16 protein-coding genes are annotated in these 22,097 nt (G+C 63.2%); 15 read left to right on the forward strand and 1 reads right to left on the reverse strand.

Annotated features, from left to right (window positions below; genetic code table 11):
• The first annotated feature begins 8 nt into the window (after nt 1-8).
• From CAF90_RS04340 to CAF90_RS04410, 15 genes are all read left to right on the forward strand, one after another.
• Nucleotides 9-1,034, forward strand: coding sequence for an alpha/beta fold hydrolase (locus tag CAF90_RS04340; RefSeq protein WP_085604029.1), 1,026 nt, complete (start codon nt 9-11; stop codon nt 1,032-1,034).
• A 13-nt stretch (nt 1,035-1,047) separates the two neighbouring features.
• Entirely contained in the window at nt 1,048-2,001 is a 954-nt protein-coding gene (locus CAF90_RS04345) for a D-2-hydroxyacid dehydrogenase family protein (RefSeq protein ID WP_085604032.1), read from the forward strand.
• Between the two features lie 529 nt (nt 2,002-2,530).
• Nucleotides 2,531-4,117: a glycogen synthase GlgA gene (gene glgA, locus CAF90_RS04350; RefSeq protein ID WP_085604035.1), complete on the forward strand. Its 1,587-nt coding sequence runs from the start codon at nt 2,531-2,533 to the stop codon at nt 4,115-4,117.
• Between the two features lie 18 nt (nt 4,118-4,135).
• Entirely contained in the window at nt 4,136-5,938 is a 1,803-nt protein-coding gene (gene treZ, locus CAF90_RS04355; RefSeq protein ID WP_085604037.1) for a malto-oligosyltrehalose trehalohydrolase, read from the forward strand.
• A complete protein-coding gene (malQ, locus tag CAF90_RS04360; protein WP_085604041.1) occupies nt 5,935-8,013 on the forward strand; it encodes a 4-alpha-glucanotransferase in 2,079 nt (692 codons plus the stop codon). The genes treZ and malQ overlap by 4 nt, the downstream gene beginning before the upstream one ends.
• On the forward strand, nt 8,010-10,784 hold the full coding sequence (locus CAF90_RS04365; RefSeq protein WP_085604044.1) for a malto-oligosyltrehalose synthase: 2,775 nt from the start codon (nt 8,010-8,012) through the stop codon (nt 10,782-10,784). Before malQ ends, CAF90_RS04365 begins: the two co-directional genes overlap by 4 nt.
• A 29-nt stretch (nt 10,785-10,813) precedes the next feature.
• Nucleotides 10,814-11,146, forward strand: a complete 333-nt coding sequence (locus CAF90_RS04370; RefSeq protein WP_085604047.1) for a DUF2934 domain-containing protein — start codon at nt 10,814-10,816, stop codon at nt 11,144-11,146.
• 108 nt (nt 11,147-11,254) lie between these two features.
• Nucleotides 11,255-13,414 (forward strand): glycogen debranching protein GlgX, encoded by a 2,160-nt coding sequence (glgX, locus tag CAF90_RS04375; protein ID WP_085604050.1) that lies wholly within the window; start codon nt 11,255-11,257, stop codon nt 13,412-13,414.
• 1 nt (nt 13,415) lies between these two features.
• The gene (locus CAF90_RS04380) at nt 13,416-14,414 is read left to right on the forward strand and encodes an acyl-CoA dehydrogenase family protein (protein WP_085604054.1); all 999 of its coding nucleotides are present in this window, start codon (nt 13,416-13,418) and stop codon (nt 14,412-14,414) included.
• Nucleotides 14,411-15,169, forward strand: coding sequence for a PIG-L deacetylase family protein (locus tag CAF90_RS04385; protein WP_085604057.1), 759 nt, complete (start codon nt 14,411-14,413; stop codon nt 15,167-15,169). The genes CAF90_RS04380 and CAF90_RS04385 overlap by 4 nt, the downstream gene beginning before the upstream one ends.
• Nucleotides 15,166-15,765: a class I SAM-dependent methyltransferase gene (locus tag CAF90_RS04390; protein ID WP_085604060.1), complete on the forward strand. Its 600-nt coding sequence runs from the start codon at nt 15,166-15,168 to the stop codon at nt 15,763-15,765. The genes CAF90_RS04385 and CAF90_RS04390 overlap by 4 nt, the downstream gene beginning before the upstream one ends.
• Complete coding sequence (locus CAF90_RS04395) at nt 15,762-16,421, forward strand: glycosyltransferase family 2 protein (protein WP_085604064.1); 660 nt, start codon at nt 15,762-15,764, stop codon at nt 16,419-16,421. The genes CAF90_RS04390 and CAF90_RS04395 overlap by 4 nt, the downstream gene beginning before the upstream one ends.
• Before the next feature lie 183 nt (nt 16,422-16,604).
• Nucleotides 16,605-17,366, forward strand: a complete 762-nt coding sequence (locus tag CAF90_RS04400; protein WP_085604067.1) for a PIG-L deacetylase family protein — start codon at nt 16,605-16,607, stop codon at nt 17,364-17,366.
• Between the two features lie 91 nt (nt 17,367-17,457).
• Nucleotides 17,458-18,255: an endonuclease/exonuclease/phosphatase family protein gene (locus CAF90_RS04405; protein ID WP_085605158.1), complete on the forward strand. Its 798-nt coding sequence runs from the start codon at nt 17,458-17,460 to the stop codon at nt 18,253-18,255.
• A 389-nt stretch (nt 18,256-18,644) separates the two neighbouring features.
• Entirely contained in the window at nt 18,645-19,715 is a 1,071-nt protein-coding gene (locus CAF90_RS04410; RefSeq protein WP_085604070.1) for an autotransporter outer membrane beta-barrel domain-containing protein, read from the forward strand.
• Between the two features lie 140 nt (nt 19,716-19,855).
• Here CAF90_RS04410 and glgB read toward each other — a convergent pair whose 3' ends face one another.
• On the reverse strand, nt 19,856-22,096 hold the full coding sequence (gene glgB / locus CAF90_RS04415; RefSeq protein WP_085604073.1) for a 1,4-alpha-glucan branching protein GlgB: 2,241 nt from the start codon (nt 22,094-22,096) through the stop codon (nt 19,856-19,858).
• Nucleotide 22,097 lies beyond the last annotated feature (1 nt).

Genomic DNA, 22,097 nt, shown 5'->3' on the forward strand with positions numbered 1-22,097 from the left:
GTTGTCCTATGTCTGTGTCGCTGACCCGCTGGCTGCCCGGCCTCCTGCTGACCGCCGCCCTACCCCTGCTTGCTCACGCCGAAGGCCCGCAATACGGCCCGGAGCTGCAAGGCTTCGATTATCCCTACACCCTCAAGCACTTTGCCTTTCAGTCCCAGGGCAAGTCGCTGCAGATGGGTTACATGGACGTCGCCGCCCACGGCAAGGCCAACGGGCGAACCGTGGTGCTCATGCACGGGAAGAATTTTTGCGGCGCGACCTGGGACAATTCGATCAAGGCCCTGAGCGAGGCCGGTTACCGGGTGGTCGCCCCGGATCAGATCGGTTTCTGCACCTCCAGCAAACCCGATCACTACCAGTACACCTTCCAGCAACTGGCGGCCAACACCCAGCAACTGCTCAAGACGCTGGGCATCCAGAAAGCCACTCTGCTCGGCCACTCCACCGGCGGCATGCTCGCCACCCGTTACGCGCTGCAATACCCGGATCAGGTCGAGCAACTGGCGCTGGTCAACCCGATCGGCCTCGAAGACTGGAAAGCCCTCGGCGTGCCGTATCGCAGCGTCGATCAGTGGTATCAGCGCGAACTTAAAGTCACCGCCCAGGGCATTCGCGACTATGAACGCACGACCTATTACGACGGCCGCTGGAAACCCGAATTCGACCGCTGGGTCGACATGCTCGCGGGTCTGAGCAACGGCCCGGGCAAGACTCAGGTCGCATGGAACTCGGCGCTGATCTACGACATGATCTTCACCCAGCCGGTGTACTACGAGTTCAAGGACCTGAAGATGCCGACCCTGCTGCTGATCGGCACTTCCGACACCACCGCCATCGGCAAGGACATTGCGCCGCCGGAAGTGAAGGCGAAAATCGGCCACTACGACGCGCTGGGCAAGCAGGTGGCAAAACTGATTCCTCAGTCGACGCTGGTGGAATTCCCCGGCATGGGCCACGCCCCGCAGATGGAAGAGCCGGCGAAATTCCACGAGGCACTGCTCGGCTGGCTGGACAAAACCAATCCCGTTCGTTGAAGAGGTAACGCTGATGGCGGTGCAGATTGCGGTGATCGATGACTGGCAGGACGTCGCGCGGGACGTGGTCGACTGGTCGGTGCTGGGCAGTATTGGTGAAGTCACCTTCGTCCATGAGTACCCGGCGGACAACGCCACGCTGGCCGAACGTCTGGGCCGGTTCGAGGTGATTTGCGTGATGCGCGAACGCACGCGCTTCGATGAAGACCTGCTCAAACGCTTACCGAACCTGAAGCTGCTTGTCACCGGCGGCATGCGCAACGCCGCGCTGGACATGCCGGCCGCCGCCCGCCTCGGGATCAAGGTCTGCGGCACCGACAGCTACAAACACGCGGCGCCGGAACTGACCTGGGCGTTGATCATGGCCGCCACCCGCAATCTGCTGAACGAGGCCAACGCCCTGCGCGCCGGCCAGTGGCAGCAAGGCCTGGGCGGCGACCTGCACGGCAAGACCCTCGGCATTCTCGGGCTCGGCAGCATCGGTCAGCGGGTGGCGCAGTTCGGTCAGGTGTTCGGCATGCGCGTGATCGCCTGGAGCGAAAACCTCACCGCCGAGCGCGCCGAACAGGCCGGCGTCACTTATGTCAGCAAGCAGCAATTGTTCGAACAGGCTGACGTGTTGTCGGTGCATCTGGTGCTCAGCGACCGCAGCCGGGGTCTGGTGGATGCTCAGGCGCTGGAGTGGATGAAGCCGACCGCGCTGCTGGTCAACACCGCGCGCGGGCCGATTGTCGACGAAGCGGCGCTGATCAAAGCCTTGCAGAAACAGCGCCTCGGCGGTGCAGCCCTCGACGTGTTCGATCAGGAACCGCTGCCTGCGCTGCACCCGTTTCGCACCCTCGACAACGTGCTGGCCACGCCGCATGTCGGCTACGTCAGCCGCCAGAACTATGAGCTGTTCTTTTCGCAGATGATCGAAGACATTCAAGCCTGGTCAGCCGGGGAACCGATCCGCCTGCTCAACTGAAACTCCTCGCCTTCGCGGGCAATCCCTGCCCGCGAAGCAGCACCCGCTGTTCGCCCGCCAACACAACTGTCCGCACCGCAACAGTGCGCCCGCACTTTCCCGGCGCCCGAATTCGTGACCGGCCGGTCACCATTTTGCATCATCGACCCCGCCAAACATGCACTTCGTCGGGGCGCACCCCCTCCCGAAGCCACGGATTTCGTGAGCCTGCAACAGATTGTCGAACAATTCATCCGATTGGCCTGGCCCGCTCTAGTATCTGGCCTAGACTGGTTTTCGCGGGGTAAAACCGGCCGGTCATAAAGTCAAAAATTCGTCGAAACTTTTGCTGATGGCGGCGGGTCATCTGATAGGCAGGGCCAAAGTGACTGGTTCAAGTCTTGCAATGGCCCTCTCACCCATTCTGCTTGCGCGTGTTGGGTAGCGTTTGCTCACCGATGCGTGGCGCGTTTGCGCCCGGCCACAGGACTTGGCCATGGACATCGCTTGTTTAACACAAGAATCAGATCAAAAAAGACGGGAGATTCATATGATCAGTGCGGCATTGGATATTCAGGGAGAGCGTGCTCATCAGCCGATGGGTGAATCGAGCACCATAAGCATTCCCGGCAGCCGGTCGATCAACGTCCCGAGCACCAAGACGCTGACCCCGGTGGCCAGCCAGAACCCGAACAAGAAAAAAGTGCTGTTCGTGACCTCGGAAATCGCCGATCTGGTGAAGACCGGCGGTCTGGGAGACGTTTCTGCCGCCCTGCCCCGCGCCATGGCGCACCTGCATGACGTCCGGGTGTTGATCCCCGGTTACCCGCAAGTGATGAACAGCGAAAATCCGATCCACATCATCGGTGAACTGGGTGGCCACGCCGCGCTGCCGCCCTGCAAGATCGGGCGCATGGACATGCCCGACGGTCTGGTCATTTATGTGTTGATCTGCCCTGAACTGTACGCCCGTGACGGTGGCCCATATGGCGCCAACAATGGTCGCGACTGGCCGGACAACCACATTCGCTTCGCCCGTCTGGGTCTGGCCGCTGCCGATATCGCCGCCAACCTCGCGCAAATCCACTGGTGCCCGGATCTGGTGCACGCCCACGACTGGCCGGCCGGGCTGGCGCCTGCTTATATGCACTGGCGCGGGCAACGCACGCCGACCTTGTTCACCATTCACAACCTCGCCTATCAAGGCGTGACCAGCCTGGGCTCGTGCCCGGAACTCGGGATTCCCGCCCATGCCCTGCAACAGGAAGGCATGGAGTTCTACGGCAAGATGTCGTTCCTCAAGGCCGGCATGGCCTATTCGAGCCACATCACCACGGTCAGCGCCACCTACGCGCAGGAAATCACCACTCCGGACTTCGGCTGCGGTCTCGACGGTTTTCTCGCTGCCAAGACCCAGCAAGGTTTGCTCAGCGGCATCCCCAACGGCATCGATGAAAGCTGGGACGCCGCCACCGATCCACACCTGTTCGCACCGTTTGCCATCGGCGACTGGGAAGGCAAAGCCGTCAACGCCGCCCATGTGCGCGAACTGTTCGGTCTGCAAGATTCCGAAGGACCGCTGTTTGCCGTGGTCTCGCGTCTGGTCTATCAAAAAGGCCTGGACCTGACCGAAGCCGTCTCGGAATACATCGTCCAGAACGGTGGCCAGATCGCGATCATCGGCCGTGGCGAACCGGAAGAAGAACAGGCCATGCGCGAACTGGCGCTGCGCTTCCCCGGCCAGATCGGCGTGCGCATCGGCTTCAATGAAACCGACGCCCGACGCATGTTCGCCGGCAGCGATTTCCTGCTGATGCCATCGCGTTATGAACCCTGCGGTCTGAGCCAGATGTACGCCCAGCGTTTCGGCTCGCTGCCGGTAGCACGCAACACCGGCGGGCTGGCCGACACCATTGAAAACGGTGTCACCGGTTTCCTGTTCAACGAATCGACCGCGGACAGCTACCGCGAAGCCCTGAGCCGCGCGTTCAAGGTGTTTGCTTTCCCGGACCTGCTGCACGCAATGCGTTGCCGGGCGATGGCCGCGCCGTTCAACTGGTGCAAGGCGGTCGAACCCTACGCCGAACTCTACGAACAACTGGTGGCCAAGGCGCTGGGTAAAACGCACCACAAATAACCAGGGAGGTTTTCAACGATGCCGTCACGGACACCTGAAAGCTGGCCCCACGGCGCGATTATGCTGGATGCCGACCACACGCAATTCGCGTTGTGGGCGCCGGATGCGTTTTACGTCAGCGTCGAGCTGGACAACGGCCAGTCCCTGCCCATGCTGCCCCAGGGCGATGGCTGGTTTGTCATCAAGACCCGCTGCCCCGCCGGCAGCCGCTACCGTTTCAACATCGATGGCGAGCTGGAGGTGCCCGACCCGGCCTCCAGGGCGCAGGACGGTGACCTCGACCGCCACAGCGTGGTGGTCGATCCGCACCTCTATTCCTGGCGCAACACCACCTGGCAAGGTCGGCCGTGGAATGAAGCGGTGATCTACGAATTGCATGTCGGCGCGCTCGGCGGGTTTGCCGAAGTCGAGCAGCATCTGGCGCGTCTGGCCGGGCTGGGCGTCACCGCCATTGAACTGATGCCGATCGCGCAGTTTCCCGGCGATCGCAACTGGGGCTACGACGGCGTGCTGCATTACGCGCCGCAGGCCAGTTACGGCACGCCGGAACAACTCAAACACCTTATCGACAGCGCCCACGGTTATGGCCTGGCAGTGATTCTCGACGTGGTCTACAACCACTTCGGCCCCGACGGCAATTACCTGCATCGCTACGCCAAAGGCTTTTTCCGCGAAGACAAACACACGCCGTGGGGCGCGGCTATCGACTTTCGTCGTCGCGAAGTGCGGGACTTCTTCGTCGAAAACGCCTTGATGTGGCTGCTGGAATACCGTTTCGACGGCCTGCGACTGGACGCGGTGCATGCCATACAAAGCCCGGACTTTCTGCCTGAACTCGCACATCGCATACGTCAGCAGATCGACCCCGCCCGCCATGTGTGGCTGACCATCGAGAACGAACTCAACCAGTCGAGCCTGTTGGAGGAAAACTATGACGCGCAGTGGAACGACGACGGCCATAACGCCCTGCACGTGTTGCTGACCGGTGAAACTGACGCCTATTACGCGGACTATGCACTGCAACCCACCGAGCAATTGGCCCGCTGCCTGAGCCAGGGTTTCGTGTTTCAGGGGCATATCACCCGCCACGGCGAACCCCGCGGCGAGCCAAGCGAGCATCTGCCCTCCACGGCGTTCGTGCTGTTCCTGCAGAATCACGACCAGATCGGCAACCGTGCCTTCGGCGAACGCTTGCATCAATTGTCCGACCCGCGCGCAGTGGATGCTGCGACAGCGCTGTTGTTACTGTCGCCGATGATTCCCCTGATGTTCATGGGCGACGAATACGCCGCCGAACAACCGTTCCTGTTTTTCACCAGCCACCATGGCGAACTGGCAAAGCTGGTGCGCGAAGGTCGGCGTAACGAGTTTGCGGCGTTCAGTGCTTTCTCCGATCCGCACAAGCGCGAGCAGATTCCCGATCCGAACGCCGAGCAAACGTTTCACGCCTCACAACCGCGGCTGGTCGGCAGCGGCACAGCTCGGCAACGGGAGACGTTGGCGCTGTACCGCCAACTGCTGCAATTGCGCCATCAATACATCATTCCCAACCTGTCCGGAACGCAGGCACTCGGCGCACAGGTGCTGGGGCCCGGGGCGGTCAGCGCGCGCTGGCGGCTGGGCGATGGCAGCGAGCTGCGAATCGACCTGAACCTCAGCGATACGCCAGTGGTCAACCTTCCACAGGCTGATTCGGTGTGGCTGTTTCGTCAGCCATCCGACGCTGGCCTGTCGGATGAGGGGCAACTGCCCCCGTATTGCGCGCTCGCCAGCCTCACGGCCGCAACCCCTTTGCCACCCCTGGATGGAGAGCGCCTATGAGCGATGCGCAACTGGAAATTCTCGCCAGCCGAGCCGGCCTTGCCGTCGACTGGATTGACGCCAACGGCCGACCGCAAAAAGTCGCCCCGGCGGTGCTGCGCAATGTTCTGACCGGCCTCGGTCACCCGGCCGGAACGGCCCAGGAAATCGACGCCAGCCTGCTCGAACTGCAACAGGTGCAGGAAAATCGCCATCTGCCACCGCTACTCACTGCCGACGCCGGCGTGGGCGTGGACCTGGCCCGTTATTTCGAACCCGAAACCCCTTGCGAGATTCACCTTGAAGACGGCTCGCGCCTGAACCTGAAGCTGGATGCCGAGGCCGTGTTGCCCGGCGAGATTCCGGTCGGCTATCAGCAAGTGCACATCGCCGACCAGCAATTCACCCTGGCCGTAGCACCGGAACGCTGCTTCAGCGTGGGTGACGCGGTGGACAGCCCGATACCTCGCGCGTGGGGCCTGAGCGTGCAGCTGTATGGCCTGCGCCGCCCCGGCGATGGCGGTTTCGGCGACACCCAGGCCCTGGAAGAACTGGCCCGGGTGGCCGGCGAGCGCGGTGCCGATGCCTTGGCGATCAGCCCGCTGCACGCGATGTTCAGCGCCGACACCGGGCGCTACAGCCCTTACTCGCCGTCCAGTCGGCTGTTTCTCAATGCGCTGTACGCCGCACCCGGCGCGATACTCGGCGAGCGCGCGCTGCGCGATGCGATTGAGGCGGCCGGCCTGACCGATCAGTTCGAGCAACTGGAAAACCTGAAACTGATCGACTGGCCGAAAGCCGCCGAGGCCAAACTGAAACTGCTGCAAGCCCTGTACGACGGCTTCATCAGCGGCGAGCACCCGTTACATGCGGATTTCTCCAGCTTCCGCGATGCCGGCGGCGAAGCGCTGGAAAACCACTGCCGCTTCGAAGCCATTCAGGAAATGCGCGCCGCCCGTGGCGAAAACCTCGATTGGCGCCAATGGCCGGAACACTGGCATGACCCGCGCGGCGCCGCCCTTGGCGCGTTTGCCGAAGAATACGCCGAGCGCATCAGCTACTTCGCGTTCTGCCAGTGGTTGATCCACCGCTGCCTCGAACGCGCCCAGACCGCCGCCCGCAGCGCCGGCATGGGCATCGGCCTGATTGCCGACCTGGCCGTGGGTGCGGACGGTGCCGGCAGTCAGGCCTGGAGCTTTCAGGATGAATTGCTCGCCTCGCTGACCGTCGGCGCACCGCCGGACATCCTCAATCGCTCGGGCCAGGGCTGGGGCATTTCCGCGTTTTCCCCGGAAGGTCTGGTGCGCAACGGTTTTCGCGCGTTCATCGACATGCTGCGCGCCAACTTCGCCCACGCCGGCGGGTTGCGTATCGACCATGTCATGGGCCTGCAACGGTTGTGGGTGATCCCCAACGGCGCGGTCCCGGCGGACGGCGCCTACCTGTATTACCCAGTGGATGACCTGCTGCGTCTGCTGACCCTCGAATCCCATCGCCATCAAGCGATCGTGCTCGGCGAAGACCTCGGCACCGTGCCCGATGGTCTGCGGGAAAAACTCGTCGCCCGGGCCATGCTCGGCATGCGCGTGTTGTTGTTTGAACAGGACAACACCCATTTCAAGCCGATCCTCGACTGGCCGGACAACGCCCTCGCCACCACCAGCACCCACGATCTGCCGACCCTCAACGGCTGGTGGCATGGCCGCGACATCGACTGGAACGCGCGGCTCGGGCTGATCGACGCCAATGGCGAAATCGACTGGCGCCGTTACCGCGAACGCGAGCGTGAAGGCCTGCGCGGTGCCCTGAGCCAGGACCCGCAAAACTTTCGCGAGGAATCTCACGAAGCCGATCAGGTGGTCGACGCCGCTGTACGTTTCCTCGGCCACACCCGGGCGCCGCTGGTGCTGTTGCCACTGGAAGATGCGCTGGGGCTCGACGAACAGGCCAACCTGCCCGGCACCATCGACACCCACCCAAACTGGTCGCGTCGCTTGCCGGGCACCAGTGAAGCGCTGCTCGACGGCGTTGACGCCGCACGACGCCTGGAACTGCTGGCTTGCGCGCGTCTTCAGGCAGCCGAGCGTGACCGATGAGTGCACTGCCTATCCAGACACTGCGCACCACGGTCCGCCTGCAATTTCATCGCGGTTTTACCCTCGATCAAGCGGTGCCGCTGGTGCCGTATTTCTCTCGACTCGGCATCAGCCACATTTACGCCTCGCCGCTGCTCGCCGCCCGCGCGGGCTCGATGCATGGCTACGATGTGGTCGACCCGACCCGGGTCAATCCGGAACTCGGCGGCGAGCCGGCCTTGCGCCGCCTGGTCGCCAGCCTTCGCGAACACGGCATGGGGCTGATCCTCGACATCGTCTCCAATCACATGGCGGTCGGTGGCGGTGACAACCCGTGGTGGCTCGACCTGCTGGAATGGGGACGGCTCAGCCCCTACGGCGAATTCTTCGACATTCAGTGGCACTCGCCCGACCCGTTGATGGAAGGCCAGTTGCTGCTGCCATTTCTCGGCAGCGATTACGGCGTCGCGCTACAGGACGCGACCCTGCCGCTGGTGTTCAACGCAGAGAGCGGCACCTTTCATGTCGAGCATTACGAACATTACTTTCCGATCTGCCCCGGCGATTACGGTGAACTGCTCAAATCCGATGACGCCCCGAATGAAGCGCTCAAGGCCCTCGCCGACCGCTTCAGCGCGCTCAGTTATCAGACCGACGCCCGCTCGCTGGCCATCCCGCTCAAGGAAGAACTCCAGCAACTGGCCAGCGACCCGCAGAACCTCGAGGCTATCCAGCGCAACCTGACCCACTACGACTCGAAGACCGAAGAAGGTTTTCAGCGCCTGCATCAATTGCTGGAGCGGCAAAGCTATCGCCTGGCGAGCTGGCGCACGGCGGCGGATGACATCAACTGGCGGCGCTTCTTCGACATCAACGAACTCGGCGGTTTGCGCGTCGAGCGTCCGGCGGTGTTCGAGGCCACCCACGGCAAGATTTTCCAGTTGATCGGCGAAGGCCTGATCGACGGCCTGCGCATCGACCACATCGACGGCCTCGCCGACCCGCGCAGTTACTGCCGCAAACTGCGCCGCCGCCTCGACCACCTGGCACCGGGCCGACACTTGCCGATCTACGTCGAGAAGATCCTCGGCGACGGCGAAACCCTGCCCACCGACTGGTCCGTGGACGGCAGCACCGGTTATGAATTCATGAACCAGCTGTCGCTGCTGCAACACGATCCGGACGGCGAACATGTGCTTGGCGATCTGTGGAAACGCCGCACCGAGCGTCCCTCTGCGTTTATCGAAGAAGCGCAGCTGGCGCGCCAGCAGATCCTCAACGGCTCGCTGGCCAGCGATTGCGAAAGCGTCGCCCAGGCCCTGCTGCAAGTGGCGCGTGATGACCTGATGACCCGAGACCTCACGCTCGGCTCGATTCGTCGGGTGTTGCAGGCGCTGATCGTGCACTTCCCGGTCTATCGCACCTACATCACCCCGATGGGCCGCTCGGCGCGGGACGAGGTGTTTTTCCAGCAGGCCATGGACGGTGCGCGGCAGACATTGAGCGAAGCCGATTGGCCGGTGCTCGACTCTGTAGCCGGTTGGCTTGGCGGCCAGCCGTGGCGACGCAAGCCCCGTGGCCGTTCGCGCAAGATTCTGAAGCATGCCTGCGTGCGCTTTCAGCAACTCACTTCACCGGCCGCCGCCAAAGCGGTGGAAGACACCGCGCTGTATCGCTCGGCGGTGCTGCTGTCGCGCAATGACGTCGGCTACAACACCGAGCAGTTCAGCGCGCCGGTCAGCGACTTTCACGCGGTGAACCAGCAACGTCTGGCGAGCTTCCCGGACAACCTGCTGGCCACCGCCACCCACGACCACAAACGCGGCGAAGACACCCGCGCGCGGCTGGCCGTGCTCAGCGAACGCAGCCACTGGTACGCCGAACAGATCGAACTGTGGCGCGCCCTCGCCCGGCCGCTGCGTCATGACGATCAGCTGCCGTCGTCGGCGGACGAATTGATCCTCTATCAGGCGCTGCTCGGCAGTTGGCCGCTGGACCTGCGCGACGACGATCAGGCCGGTTTCGCCGACTACGCCAAACGAATCTGGCAGTGGCAGCAGAAAGCCCTGCGCGAAGCCAAGCTGCAAAGCAGCTGGAGCGCGCCGAACGAGGCATACGAAAACGCCGCTCAAGCGTTCACCGAACAATTGCTGCTGGCCCCCGAAGGCGAACTGCTGCGCGGGGCGCTGGCCAAGACCGTCAACAGCATCGCTGCGGCCGGCGCCCTCAACGGTCTGGCGCAAACCTTGCTGCGCATGACGGTGCCGGGGATACCGGATCTGTACCAAGGCAACGAGTATTGGGATTTCAGTCTGGTCGATCCGGACAACCGCCGGCCGGTGGACTACGGTCTGCGCGAACAGACCCTGACGGCGACGCCCGCAGAGGAACTGTTGTCCGGTTGGCGAGACGGGCGAATCAAGCAGGCCTTGATCGCCCAGGTGCTGCAGTTGCGCACCGAACACAGCGAATTGTTCCGCCGCGGTTCGTACCAGGCCCTCGAGGTGCTGGGCAGCCAGGCGCACAACGTGCTCGCGTTTGCCCGCGAGCATGGGGAGCAACGGGTCATCGTGATCGTGCCGATCCGTTGCGCAACACTGCTGGAAAACAGTGCCCTACCCATGGTCGATGCGCTGCGCTGGGGCGATACGCGGGTGGTTTTACCGTTCGACGCCTCTGACGAAAATCTGAAGGGACTTTTTTCGAGCACCGCAGTCACAAAAAACAGGGAGCTGCAGGTCAGCACCGCGCTGGGGGATTTCCCGGTCAATCTGCTTATCCAACACGTCTAGCAGCATGAGTTCAGTTCAGGAGCATTGCGATGAGTACCGACGATAAACGCATCCGCGAATTCGCCTATCAGATCTGGGAATCCGAAGGTAAACCCGAAGGCCAGGAAGCGCGCCACTGGGAGATGGCGCGCAAACTGGCTGAGTCCGAGGCGCTGGCACCGAAAAAATCGCCCAAGGCTGCCGGCAGTAAAACCGCTGGCAAGACCGCCACCGCCAAAGCCGTCGATGGCAAGGCGCCCGCCGCCAAGCCCAAGGCCACGACGGCCAAGGCCAAGCCAGCCAGTGCCGCCAAGGTCATTCCCCCGGGCGAAAAAGCCGCCGAGAAAAAGCCCCGCGCGCCGCGCAAGCCGCCAGCGGTCTGACGCGTCCCGAACCGTTGAATTGAACGACCGTGTGGCGGGTTCGCTCGCCACCGAGGGCGCACTCGTCCTCGAAAAAATGCCAACCCCCGATTTTTTGCAGGAGCACCTATGACCCGTCCAAAGAAAGCCGAGCCCTCCGCGCACGCCGAACCCTCGCGCATCCGTGAAGGCCTGCCCTTCCCGCTCGGCGCCACCTGGGATGGTCTGGGGGTGAACTTCGCGCTGTTTTCCGCCAACGCCACCCGGGTCGAACTGTGCATTTTCGACGATGCCGGCGAAGTCGAGCTCGAACGCATCGAGCTGCCGGAATACACCGACGAGATCTACCACGGCTACCTGCCCGATGCGCATCCGGGGCTGATTTACGGCTACCGGGTCTACGGCCCGTACGACCCGGCCAACGGCCACCGCTTCAACCACAACAAATTGCTGATCGACCCGTACGCCAAACAACTGGTCGGCCAGTTGAAATGGTCCGAGGCGCTGTTCGGCTACACCATCGGCCACCCGGACGCCGACCTCAGCTTCGACGAGCGCGACAGCGCGCCCTTCGTCCCCAAGTGCAAAGTCATCGACCCGGCGCACACCTGGGGCCACGACCATCGCGTCAGCGTGCCGTGGGACAAGACCATCATTTACGAGACCCACGTGCGCGGCATCAGCATGCGTCACCCTTCCGTGCCGGAGAACGTGCGCGGAACGTTTGCCGGGCTGATGGTCGACGACGTGCTGGAACACATCCGCAAACTCGGCGTGTCGACCGTCGAGCTGCTGCCGATCCACGCCTTCGTCAACGACCAGCACCTGCTGCACAAGGGCATGACCAATTACTGGGGCTACAACAGCATCGCGTTCTTCGCCCCGGACCCGCGCTACCTGGCCAGCGGCAAGATTGCCGAGTTCAAGGAAATGGTCGCGCACCTGCACGACGCCAATCTCGAAGTGATTCTCGACGTGGTCTACAACCACACCGCCGAGGGCAACGAGCAAGGCCCGACCCTGTCGATGCGCGGGATCGACAACGCCTCGTACTACCGCTTGATGCCGGACGACAAGCGCTTCTACATCAACGATTCCGGCACCGGCAACACTCTCGATTTGAGCCACCCGTGCGTGCTGCAAATGGTCACCGACTCGCTGCGCTACTGGGCCAGCGAAATGCACGTCGACGGCTTCCGTTTCGATCTGGCGACCATCCTCGGTCGTTATCACGATGGCTTCGATGAACGTCACAGCTTCCTTGTGGCCTGCCGTCAGGACCCGGTGCTGCGTCAGGTGAAAATGATCGCCGAGCCCTGGGACTGTGGTCCCGGCGGTTATCAGGTCGGCAACTTCCCGCCGGGCTGGGTCGAGTGGAACGACAAATTCCGCGACACCGTGCGCGCGTTCTGGAAAGGCGACGACGGCCAGCTCGCCGACTTCGCCAGCCGCATGACCGCCTCCGGCGAGATGTTCAATCAGCGCGGCCGCCGGCCTTATTCGTCGGTGAATTTCGTCACCGCCCACGACGGCTTCACCCTCAACGATCTGGTGTCCTACAACGACAAGCACAACGAGGCCAACGACGAAAACAATCAGGACGGCAGCAACAACAACCTGTCCTGGAATCACGGCGTCGAAGGCCCTACCGACGACCCGGAAATCAATGCGCTGCGCCACCGGCAGATGCGCAATTTCTTCGCCACCTTGCTGCTGTCCCAAGGCACGCCGATGCTGGTGGCCGGCGACGAATTCGCCCGCACCCAGGACGGCAACAACAACGCCTACTGCCAGGACAGTGAGATCGGCTGGGTCAACTGGGATCTGAGCGAGGACGGCAAGGCGCTGCTGAAATTCGTCAAACGCCTGATCAAGTTGCGCCTGGCCTACCCGATCCTGCGGCGCGGGCGTTTTCTGGTCGGCGAATACAACGAGGACATCGGCGTCAAGGACGTCACCTGGCTCGCGCCGGACGCCACCGAGATGACCACCGAACACTGGCATGACGCGCACAACCGCTGCATGGGCATGTTGCTCGACGGCCGCGCCCAGGAAACCGGGATTCGCCGCAAGGGCGCCGACGCCACGCTGCTGCTGGTGGTCAACGCCCATCACGACATCGTCAACTTCACTTTGCCGGAAGTGCCTGAAGGCAGTTTCTGGACCTGCATGATCGACACCAATCAGCCATCGATCCGTGGGCAGGAACGCTTCACGTTCGGCCACGAGTATTCGGTCACCGGCCGCTCGCTGCTGCTGTTCGAACTGCAACGCGAAGAAGAGGACTGACATGGACTTGCCCGGCTACCTCTCACGGCACACCCCGGATTACCGCGACACCGCCGCCCTCGGCACGTGTCTGCGGGAAATGGTCGAGGCCGGCCTCGACCGTCTGCCATTGCCCGGCAGCGGTCGTACGCTGGAGCGCTGGCAACGGCTGTCCGAGGTCGGCGGGCATGATCTGGGCCTGTGCAAACTCTACGAAGGCCATACCGATGCGTTGGCGATCATCGAGCAACTCGGTGGCTCGCCGACACCCGGCAGCACGTGGGGCATGTGGGCAGCCGAACCACCGCAGGCGCGGGTCCGGGTCAGCCGTTCGGGGCAACTGGTGCGGCTGAACGGGCGCAAGGCCTGGTGCTCCGGGGCGGCGGTGCTCAGTCATGCCCTGCTTACGGCTTGGGATGAAGATGATCGTCAGCAACTGGTGGCCGTGGCCCTCGATCAACCGGGCGTGACCGTGACCGATCAGGGCTGGCAAGCGGTCGGCATGGCGGCCACCGGCAGCGTCGAGGTGCTGTTCGATGATGTCGAGGCCCAGGCGATTGGCGACCCCGGCGACTACCTGCAACGGCCGGGTTTCTGGCACGGCGGAATCGGGATCGCCGCGTGCTGGTACGGCGCCGCGAGGGAGATCGGCGAACGCTTGCGCCAGCAATGTGCGCGACGAGAAGAGCCCCATGCGCTGGCCAGCCTCGGCGCCGTAGATAGCGCCTTGCATGCGGCCGCTCAAGCACTGCGCGTCAGTGCTCTGGACATCGACAGCCATCCCCACAGCAACGCCGAGTTGCTGGCCCGCCGCGTACGCGCCGTGGTCGAGGATGCCGCTGAACAGGTGATCCGCGAGACCGGTCGGGCCCTCGGCGCCGGGCCGTTCTGCAAGGATCCGCACTTTGCCCGTCTGGTGGCCGACTTGCCGGTGTATTTGCGCCAGAGCCATGCCGAGCGTGATCTGGCAGCACTGGGCCAATTGATTGCGCAACAACCGCGCGAGGGTTGGGCCCTATGAAACGCAATCCGATCGTCGGCGAGGGAACTTCCCTGCAGGAATGGCAAGGCTCACGGCATCTGGCGGCGGTGGGCAGCATCGACATTCTTGATCTGGTGCCGCCGGGATCGCGGGCCGTGGTGATCGCTCCGCACCCGGACGATGAAGTGCTGGGTTGCGGCGGACTGTTGCAACGTCTCGCCGAGGCGGGACGTACCCTGCAACTGATCTCGGTCACCGATGGCAGCGCCAGTCATCCGGGCTCGGATCGCTGGCCGGTGGAGCGCCTGAGCGTAGTGCGCCCGCAGGAATCCGCCGAAGCCCTGCGCCGTCTCGGCTTGCCGATGCACCAGTTGCAGTGGCTGCGCGGCGGCTTCCCCGACACCCAGGTCGCCGCGCTCGAATCGATGCTGTGCGAATACCTGACCCGCTACCTGCAACCCGACGACGTGATCTTCACCACCTGGCGCGAAGACGGTCACAGCGACCACGAAGCCGTGGGCCGTGCCAGCGTCGAAGCGGCGCGCCGCGTAGGTGCGATCTGCCACGAACTGCCGGTCTGGACCTGGCATTGGGCAACCCCCGAAGACGCCATCGTGCCCTGGGAACGGGCGCGCAAAATCCTGCTCAGCCCGGCACAGGTTGCGCGCAAGCGTCATGCGGTGCATGCGTTTGCCAGCCAGCTAGAGGGCGATCCCGAAGCCGGCCTGGCTCCGGTGCTCAAACCCTATGTCATTGATCGACTGCTGCAACCGTTCGAGGTGGTCTTCTTATGAGTGTCGAGGATCGCTACTTCGAAGGCCTGTTCGCGGGCAATAACGACCCGTGGGGATTTCGCCAGCGCTGGTACGAACAACGCAAACGTCTCGTGACCCTGGCGGCCCTGCCCCGGCCGCACTACCGGGCCATCTTCGAGCCCGGGTGCGCCAACGGTGAACTGAGTGCAGCACTGGCCGAACGCTGCGATCGTTTGTTGTGCTGCGACACCAGCGCCGCCGCAGCCAATCTGGCGCGCACACGGTTGAGTCTGTTCGACCACGCCGAGGTGCGTCACGGGCGCTTGCCGATTGACTGGCCTGAGGAAAAATTCGACCTGATCGTCTTCAGCGAAATCGGCTACTACCTCGATCGACAGGATCTGACAGAGGTCATCCGGCGCATCAGCGATTCATTGACGGCGGACGGGCAATTGCTCGCCTGTCACTGGCGCCCGCCCATCGAAGATTGCCCGCTCAATGCGCGACAGGTTCACGACCTGATTCACGAACAGTTGCACCTGCCGCGATTGGTCCTGCATCAGGAAGCCGATTTCCTGCTGGAAGTCTGGAGCCGCGAACCCCGTTCGGTGGCCGCGCTGGAGGGGTTGCGATGATTGGCATCCTGATTCCTGCGCACAACGAGGAAGAGTGGCTCGATGAATGTCTGCACGCAGCTTTGCGCGCTGGCGGACATCCCATGCTGGCGGGTGAACCGGTGGAAATTCTGGTGGTGCTGGACAGCTGCACCGATCGTTCGGCGCACATCGTCAGCCAGTATCCGGTGCAAGCTTTGAGCATCGAAGCGCGCAATGTCGGCCAGGCGCGAGCCATCGGCGCGCAGCAATTGCTTGAACGCGGTGCGCGCTGGATTTCCTGCTCCGACGCCGACAGCCGGGTCGCCGAGGATTGGCTGGTGGCGCAACTGGGGCTGGGCACCGATGCCGTGTGCGGCACGGTGACCGTTGACCGCTGGCAGGACGGGTTCGATGAAGCGGCGCAGATTCGCTATCACCGCGATTACCGGGCCTGCGAAGGTCACCGGCACATCCATGGCGCCAACCTGGGCGTCAGCGCGCAAGCTTATGTTCGCGCCGGCGGCTTCGAGCCGCTGTCCTGTGATGAGGACGTGCAGCTGGTGCGTCAACTCGAGCGCTCAGGGGCCAGCATCGCCTGGAGCCATCGCCCGCAAGTCATCACCAGCGCCCGTCTGGACAGCCGCGCACGCGGCGGTTTTGGCGACTATCTGCGACAGCTGGCACAGACTGAATAAAAAAAAGCGGATCAGGTTGATCTGTGACGCGACGAACCGCCCGTCTTGAGCAATACTCTGCTGCGCAGCAATCCAGGGTTCGGAGCGCTGCAGGGCTATCCACCAGCCTTCACGGGTCGCACACGCCTGGTATCACCAGCGTTTGGGCGACTGAGGGCGAGACTCAACAAGGACGTATCACTCATGAAACCGTTATCCCTCAGCGAGAGCGGCCTGCCGGCGCAGATCTGGAACAGCGCCCCGCAGCTCGACAATATTCCCGTCATCAACACCCACACTTTGGTCCCGCCCGGTGCCCGCGCAGTGGTCATCGCCCCGCACCCCGGCGATGAAGTGGTGACCTGCGGCGGCCTGCTGCAACTGCTTTCCAGCCTCGGCCATCCCTTGCAACTGCTGTCGATCACCGATGGCAGCGCCAGTCATCCGGGCTCGCGTCAGTGGTCGGAGAAACGCCTGAGCGTGTTCCGCCCGCAGGAAAGCGTCGAAGCCCTGCGCCGTCTGGGCTTGCCGATGCACAGCCTGAAATGGGTGCGCGGCGGTTTCACCGACAAAGCCCTGCTCGACCAGGAAACCCAACTGACCGATTTCATTGCCCGCTACCTGCGCCCCGGCGACGTGGTGTTCAGCACCTGGCGCGAAGACGGCACCACCGATCATGAAGTGGTCGGCCGGGCGAGTGCCAAAGCGGCACAACAGGTTGGCGCCACCTACCACGATGTGCCGGTCTGGGCCTGGCACTGGCCGGAACGGGATCAGGCGCAGATCCCGTGGCATCGCGCACGCAAGCTGCGCCTCGACACCTGGACCGTTGCGCGCAAGAGCCACGCCACCCACGCCTACGCCAGCCAGCTCAATGGCGAACCGGCGATCGGTATCGCGCCGCTGCTGCCCAAGTCGATTCTGGAGCGCATGCGCCTGCCCTACGAAATCGTCTTCGTCGATTGACGATCCGTCGGGCGCGGGCAGCCACTCAAAGTGAACTGCCCGCGCCCGGATCAGTCGCATGAACAGGCAGTCATGATTCAGAGGAGTGAACGTGTCCAGCGATCCCAAGCGTCATGCCGTCGACGCACAGACCTCGACCCCGTCCGCCATCCATCGCCTGCGGGTGCTGACGGTCAATACGCACAAGGGTTTCACCGCGCTCAATCGACGTTTCATCCTTCCGGAGCTGCGCGAAGCGGTGCGCAGCACCTCGGCCGATCTGGTGTTTCTGCAGGAAGTGGTGGGCGAACACGAGCGGCATTCCAGCCGCTACAACGAATGGCCGCAAACCTCGCAGTACGAATTCCTTGCCGACAGCATGTGGAGCGATTTTGCCTACGGCCGCAATGCGGTGTATCCCGATGGCCATCACGGCAACGCCCTGTTGTCGAAATACCCGATCCGCGAATACCGCAACCTCGACGTCTCGATCACCGGCCCGGAACGACGCGGGCTGTTGCACTGCGTTCTGGATGTGCCGGGGCATGCCGAAGTGCATGCCATCTGCGTGCACCTGAGCCTGCTCGAAAGCCATCGGCAATTGCAGTTGCAGCTGCTTTGCCAGTTGCTCGAATCGCTGCCCGACGATGCGCCGGTGATCATCGCCGGTGACTTCAATGACTGGCAGTTGCAAGGCAACGTCGCCCTCGCCCGCCGCGACTACCTGCACGAAGCCTTCGAACGCCATCACGGCCGCCCGGCGAAGACCTACCCCGCGCGTTTCCCGTTGCTGCGACTGGACCGGGTCTACCTGCGCAATGCCAGCAGCCACGACCCGCGGATCCTCGGCAACAAGCCGTGGACGCATCTCTCGGATCATTTGCCGCTGGCGGTTGAAGTGCATTTGTAGCGCGATACTGACAGCTGTCTTCACCCTAAAAGCCATGCGAACCGGTTGCCGCATTCGGTTTCGCAGACCGGCTGTCGGCTATAAAACGTCTCTGCCTCGCGGCTTTCGCAGCCATTGGCTCTACAAACAAGCACTTAGATAAATACGCAAAAACATAAGCTTGCATCACCCGTTTTGACCCGACCACTCATCGTCCAATTTCTTGACGCAGGGGCTCCGGTCTTCTTAGCTCTACCTTACTACCCCCGGAAATACTACTCGGGGCGAACCTCAGGCCACTCGTCAAAACGTGCGGCCTCGGGCTCGCCACGCTCCATTCGGTCGCCCCTCGTTCGGGGTAGGAGAGACGCCAAGGCGAGATACCACATGCGCTAGCAAGGTAGAACTCCATGAAAACCTCACTCACCTCACAAGAGATCAAAGTCACGTTCTGCACCGTTTCAAGTTCTATCTTGCTGTGCTCGTCCATGGAGGCGCAGGCGGGTCCTGTGGCGGACGAGGCGACGCCCTGGTATCGCCAGGACATTCCCGTCATGACCCTCCCCGCCACGGTCGTGACCCCGGGCCCGCAACGGCTGAGCCCACAGCCGGATCTGCGCGGGACAAACCTGATTACCGAAGATCTCGCCCCCTCTGCCTGGGAGCAGCTTTACGGGCCGACGTCCCGCCAGGCGCAAACCGACGTCCTCAGCCCGGGCTTCGCCACGCCCGGCACCGGCGACTTCAAGGGGCCCGCCGTACTGACCCTGAAAAGCAGCAGCGGCCACACCCAGCAGGTCGGCCTGATCGGCGGGGTCAATCAGATTCAGGGCAACAGCAACGGCCTGATCACCAGCCGCGCCCTCGCCGACCCGAACACCGACACCCTCAACCTGCAAGGCCAGAGCCTGGGCGCTTACTACAGCCTGATCGGCCCGCAGGGCTGGCACGTCGACCTGTCGGCCAGTGGCGGCCGGGTCAGCGGTTTCAGCCGTAACGAGCAAGGCGCACGCCTGGCCACCGAGGGCAGCGCAATGACGCTGTCGGTGGAAGGCGGATTCCCGATCGGTCTGGGTGAAAACTGGGTGGTTGAACCGCAGGCGCAATTGATCAACCAGCGCATCACCCTGAACACGCCCTACGCGGGCTCGGGCAACGCTTCTTCCAGCGACATTTCATCGTGGAGCGGCCGGGTCGGTGCACGCTTGAAAGGGAGCTACGATCTGAACGGCCTGCCGGTCGAACCCTACGTGCGCACGAACCTGTGGCACACGGTTTATACCGGCAACACGGTGACGCTGGATCAGGTGGACAAGATCAGTAGCAGCCGCAAATCCTCGACGGTGGAAGTCGGACTGGGGCTGGTGGCGAAAATGACGCCGACAGTGAGTCTGTACGTCAGCGCCGATTACAGCAGCGACGTGGATGACAACGACCTGAACGGGTTGATTGGCAGCCTGGGGGTCCGGATGCGCTGGTGAGCACCCGTCATGATCGTTCCCACGCTCCGCGTGGGAATGCAGCCCGGGACGCTCCGCGTCCCTTCCGGAGCTGGAACGCGGAGCGTCCCTAGAGGCATTCCCACGCGGAGCGTGGGAACGATCTACGTCGTGGCGATCCGTTACGCGCTCGGGCCCTCGGGTTTAAGGATCAACACCGCCAACGGCGGCAAATTCAGTTCCAGCGACAACGCCTGCCCATGACTGGCCACCTCTTCGGTAAACGCCCCGCCCCCGTTGCCATAATTGGAACCCGCATACGTGTCGGCGTCACTGTTGAGCAATTCCTTCCAGCGCCCGGCAAACGGCACGCCCACGCGATAAGACTGACGCGGGACCGGGGTGAAGTTGGCCACCACCAGCACCGGCGTGCCGTCCTTGCTCCAGCGCAACCACGCGTAAACGCTGTTGATCGCATCGTCACCGATCAACCACTGGAAGCCTTGCGGCGCATCGTCCTGCTCGTGCAGCGCCGGCTCTTCGCGGTAGAGCCGGTTGAGGTCGCCGACCAGCTTCTGCACGCCTTTGTGCTCCGAGTATTGCAGCAGATACCAGTCGAGCTGCTGATCGTGATTCCACTCGCGCCACTGGCCGAACTCGCAGCCCATGAACAGCAGCTTCTTGCCCGGATGGGTCCACATGAAACTCAGATAAGCCCGCAGGTTGGCGAATTTCTGCCAACGGTCGCCGGGCATCTTGTCGATCAGCGAATGCTTGCCGTGCACCACTTCGTCGTGGGAAATCGGCAGGATGAAACGCTCGGACCAGGCGTAGACCAGACCGAAACTCAACTCGTTGTGGTGATGGGCGCGGTACACCGGATCCTGCTGGATGTAATGCAGCGAATCATGCATCCAGCCCATGTTCCATTTGTAAGCGAAACCGAGCCCGCCCTGCTGGGTGCTCTGGCTGACGCCCGGCCACGCCGTGGATTCCTCGGCGATCACCAGCGCGCCCGGTGCTTCCAGCGCCACCACATCGTTCAAGTGCCGCAGGAAGTCGATGGCTTCCAGGTTCTCGCGACCGCCATGGCGGTTCGGCACCCACTCGCCAGCCTTGCGCGAATAGTCGCGATAGAGCATCGACGCCACCGCATCGACTCGCAGGCCATCGACGTGGAAATGCTTCAACCAGTGCAGCGCCGACGCCAGCATGTAGCCGTGCACTTCGGTGCGGCCGAGGTTGTAGATCAGCGTGTCCCAATCCTGATGGAAGCCTTCCAGCGGGTTGCCATATTCGTACAGCGCCGTGCCGTCGAACTGCGCCAGACCGTGGGTATCGGTCGGGAAATGCGCCGGCACCCAGTCGAGAATCACACCGATATCAGCCTGATGGCAGGCGTTGATGAACGCCGCGAATTCATCCGGCGTGCCATAACGGGCGCTCGGGGCGAATTGCGACAGCAACTGATAACCCCAGGAACCGCCGAACGGGTGCTCCATGATCGGCATCAGTTCGATATGGGTGAAACCCAGTTCCTTCACATACGGAATCAACCGCTCGGCCAGCTCCGGCCAGGTGTACTGGCGGGCCACTTCGCCGAGGTCGTCGAGTTCGCATTGCCAGGACCCGGCGTGCAATTCATAGATCGACAGCGGCGCATTGTGCTGCTGGCGCTCGCGACGGCCGCTCATCCAGTCCTGATCCTGCCAGTCGATCTGCAACGGCGAGGCGACTTTCGACGCGGTGTCCGGTGGCAGGCTGGTGGCCAGCGCCATCGGGTCAGCCTTGAGCGGCAGGATGCCGTGGGCGCCGAGGATTTCGTATTTGTACAGCTCGCCTGCCTGCAAGCGTGGAATGAACAGCTCCCAGACGCCGGACGGATGTCGCAGGCGCATCGGATGCCGCCGCCCGTCCCAGACGTTGAAATCGCCGACCACCGACACCCGCCGGGCATTCGGCGCCCACACGGCAAAGCGCACGCCGTCGACGCCATCGACGGTTTTCAACTGCGCGCCGAGGCAGCTGCTGAGGTCGCGGTGATTGCCTTCGGCGAACAGATACAAGTCCATTTCACCGAGCAACTGGCCAAAACTGTAGGGATCTTCCGCGACCTGTTCACCACCGGCCCAGCGGGTGCGCAACAGGTACGGCCGTGAGCCTTCGAAATGCCCGACAAACAGCCCCGGCGTTTCGGTAGCCTCCAGCGGACCGAGCTCTTCGCCACTGTTTTTATCGACGACAGAAACACTCAACGCGCCGGGCAGATACGCCCGGATGAACTGCCCGCCGGCGCCATCGCCGTGGGGGCCAAGAATGGAAAACGGGTCGTGATGTTCTGCGCGCACCAAGGCATCAATGTCTTTTGCAGTGGGCAGCAATCTTTCTTTAGCGTGACCCTGTTCCCTGTTCGAGAAACTCATG

This window comes from Pseudomonas sp. B37(2017) (assembly GCF_002112885.1).
Lineage (GTDB): Bacteria > Pseudomonadota > Gammaproteobacteria > Pseudomonadales > Pseudomonadaceae > Aquipseudomonas > Aquipseudomonas paraglycinae.

Coding starts and splice junctions, on each gene's coding strand:
- CAF90_RS04340 (WP_085604029.1), top strand. CDS start 9: ATGTCTGTGTCGCTGACCCGCTGGCTGCCCGGCCTCCTGCTGACCGCC.
- CAF90_RS04345 (WP_085604032.1), top strand. CDS start 1,048: ATGGCGGTGCAGATTGCGGTGATCGATGACTGGCAGGACGTCGCGCGG.
- glgA (WP_085604035.1), top strand. CDS start 2,531: ATGATCAGTGCGGCATTGGATATTCAGGGAGAGCGTGCTCATCAGCCG.
- treZ (WP_085604037.1), top strand. CDS start 4,136: ATGCCGTCACGGACACCTGAAAGCTGGCCCCACGGCGCGATTATGCTG.
- malQ (WP_085604041.1), top strand. CDS start 5,935: ATGAGCGATGCGCAACTGGAAATTCTCGCCAGCCGAGCCGGCCTTGCC.
- CAF90_RS04365 (WP_085604044.1), top strand. CDS start 8,010: ATGAGTGCACTGCCTATCCAGACACTGCGCACCACGGTCCGCCTGCAA.
- CAF90_RS04370 (WP_085604047.1), top strand. CDS start 10,814: ATGAGTACCGACGATAAACGCATCCGCGAATTCGCCTATCAGATCTGG.
- glgX (WP_085604050.1), top strand. CDS start 11,255: ATGACCCGTCCAAAGAAAGCCGAGCCCTCCGCGCACGCCGAACCCTCG.
- CAF90_RS04380 (WP_085604054.1), top strand. CDS start 13,416: ATGGACTTGCCCGGCTACCTCTCACGGCACACCCCGGATTACCGCGAC.
- CAF90_RS04385 (WP_085604057.1), top strand. CDS start 14,411: ATGAAACGCAATCCGATCGTCGGCGAGGGAACTTCCCTGCAGGAATGG.
- CAF90_RS04390 (WP_085604060.1), top strand. CDS start 15,166: ATGAGTGTCGAGGATCGCTACTTCGAAGGCCTGTTCGCGGGCAATAAC.
- CAF90_RS04395 (WP_085604064.1), top strand. CDS start 15,762: ATGATTGGCATCCTGATTCCTGCGCACAACGAGGAAGAGTGGCTCGAT.
- CAF90_RS04400 (WP_085604067.1), top strand. CDS start 16,605: ATGAAACCGTTATCCCTCAGCGAGAGCGGCCTGCCGGCGCAGATCTGG.
- CAF90_RS04410 (WP_085604070.1), top strand. CDS start 18,645: ATGAAAACCTCACTCACCTCACAAGAGATCAAAGTCACGTTCTGCACC.
- glgB (WP_085604073.1), bottom strand. CDS start 22,096: ATGAGTTTCTCGAACAGGGAACAGGGTCACGCTAAAGAAAGATTGCTG.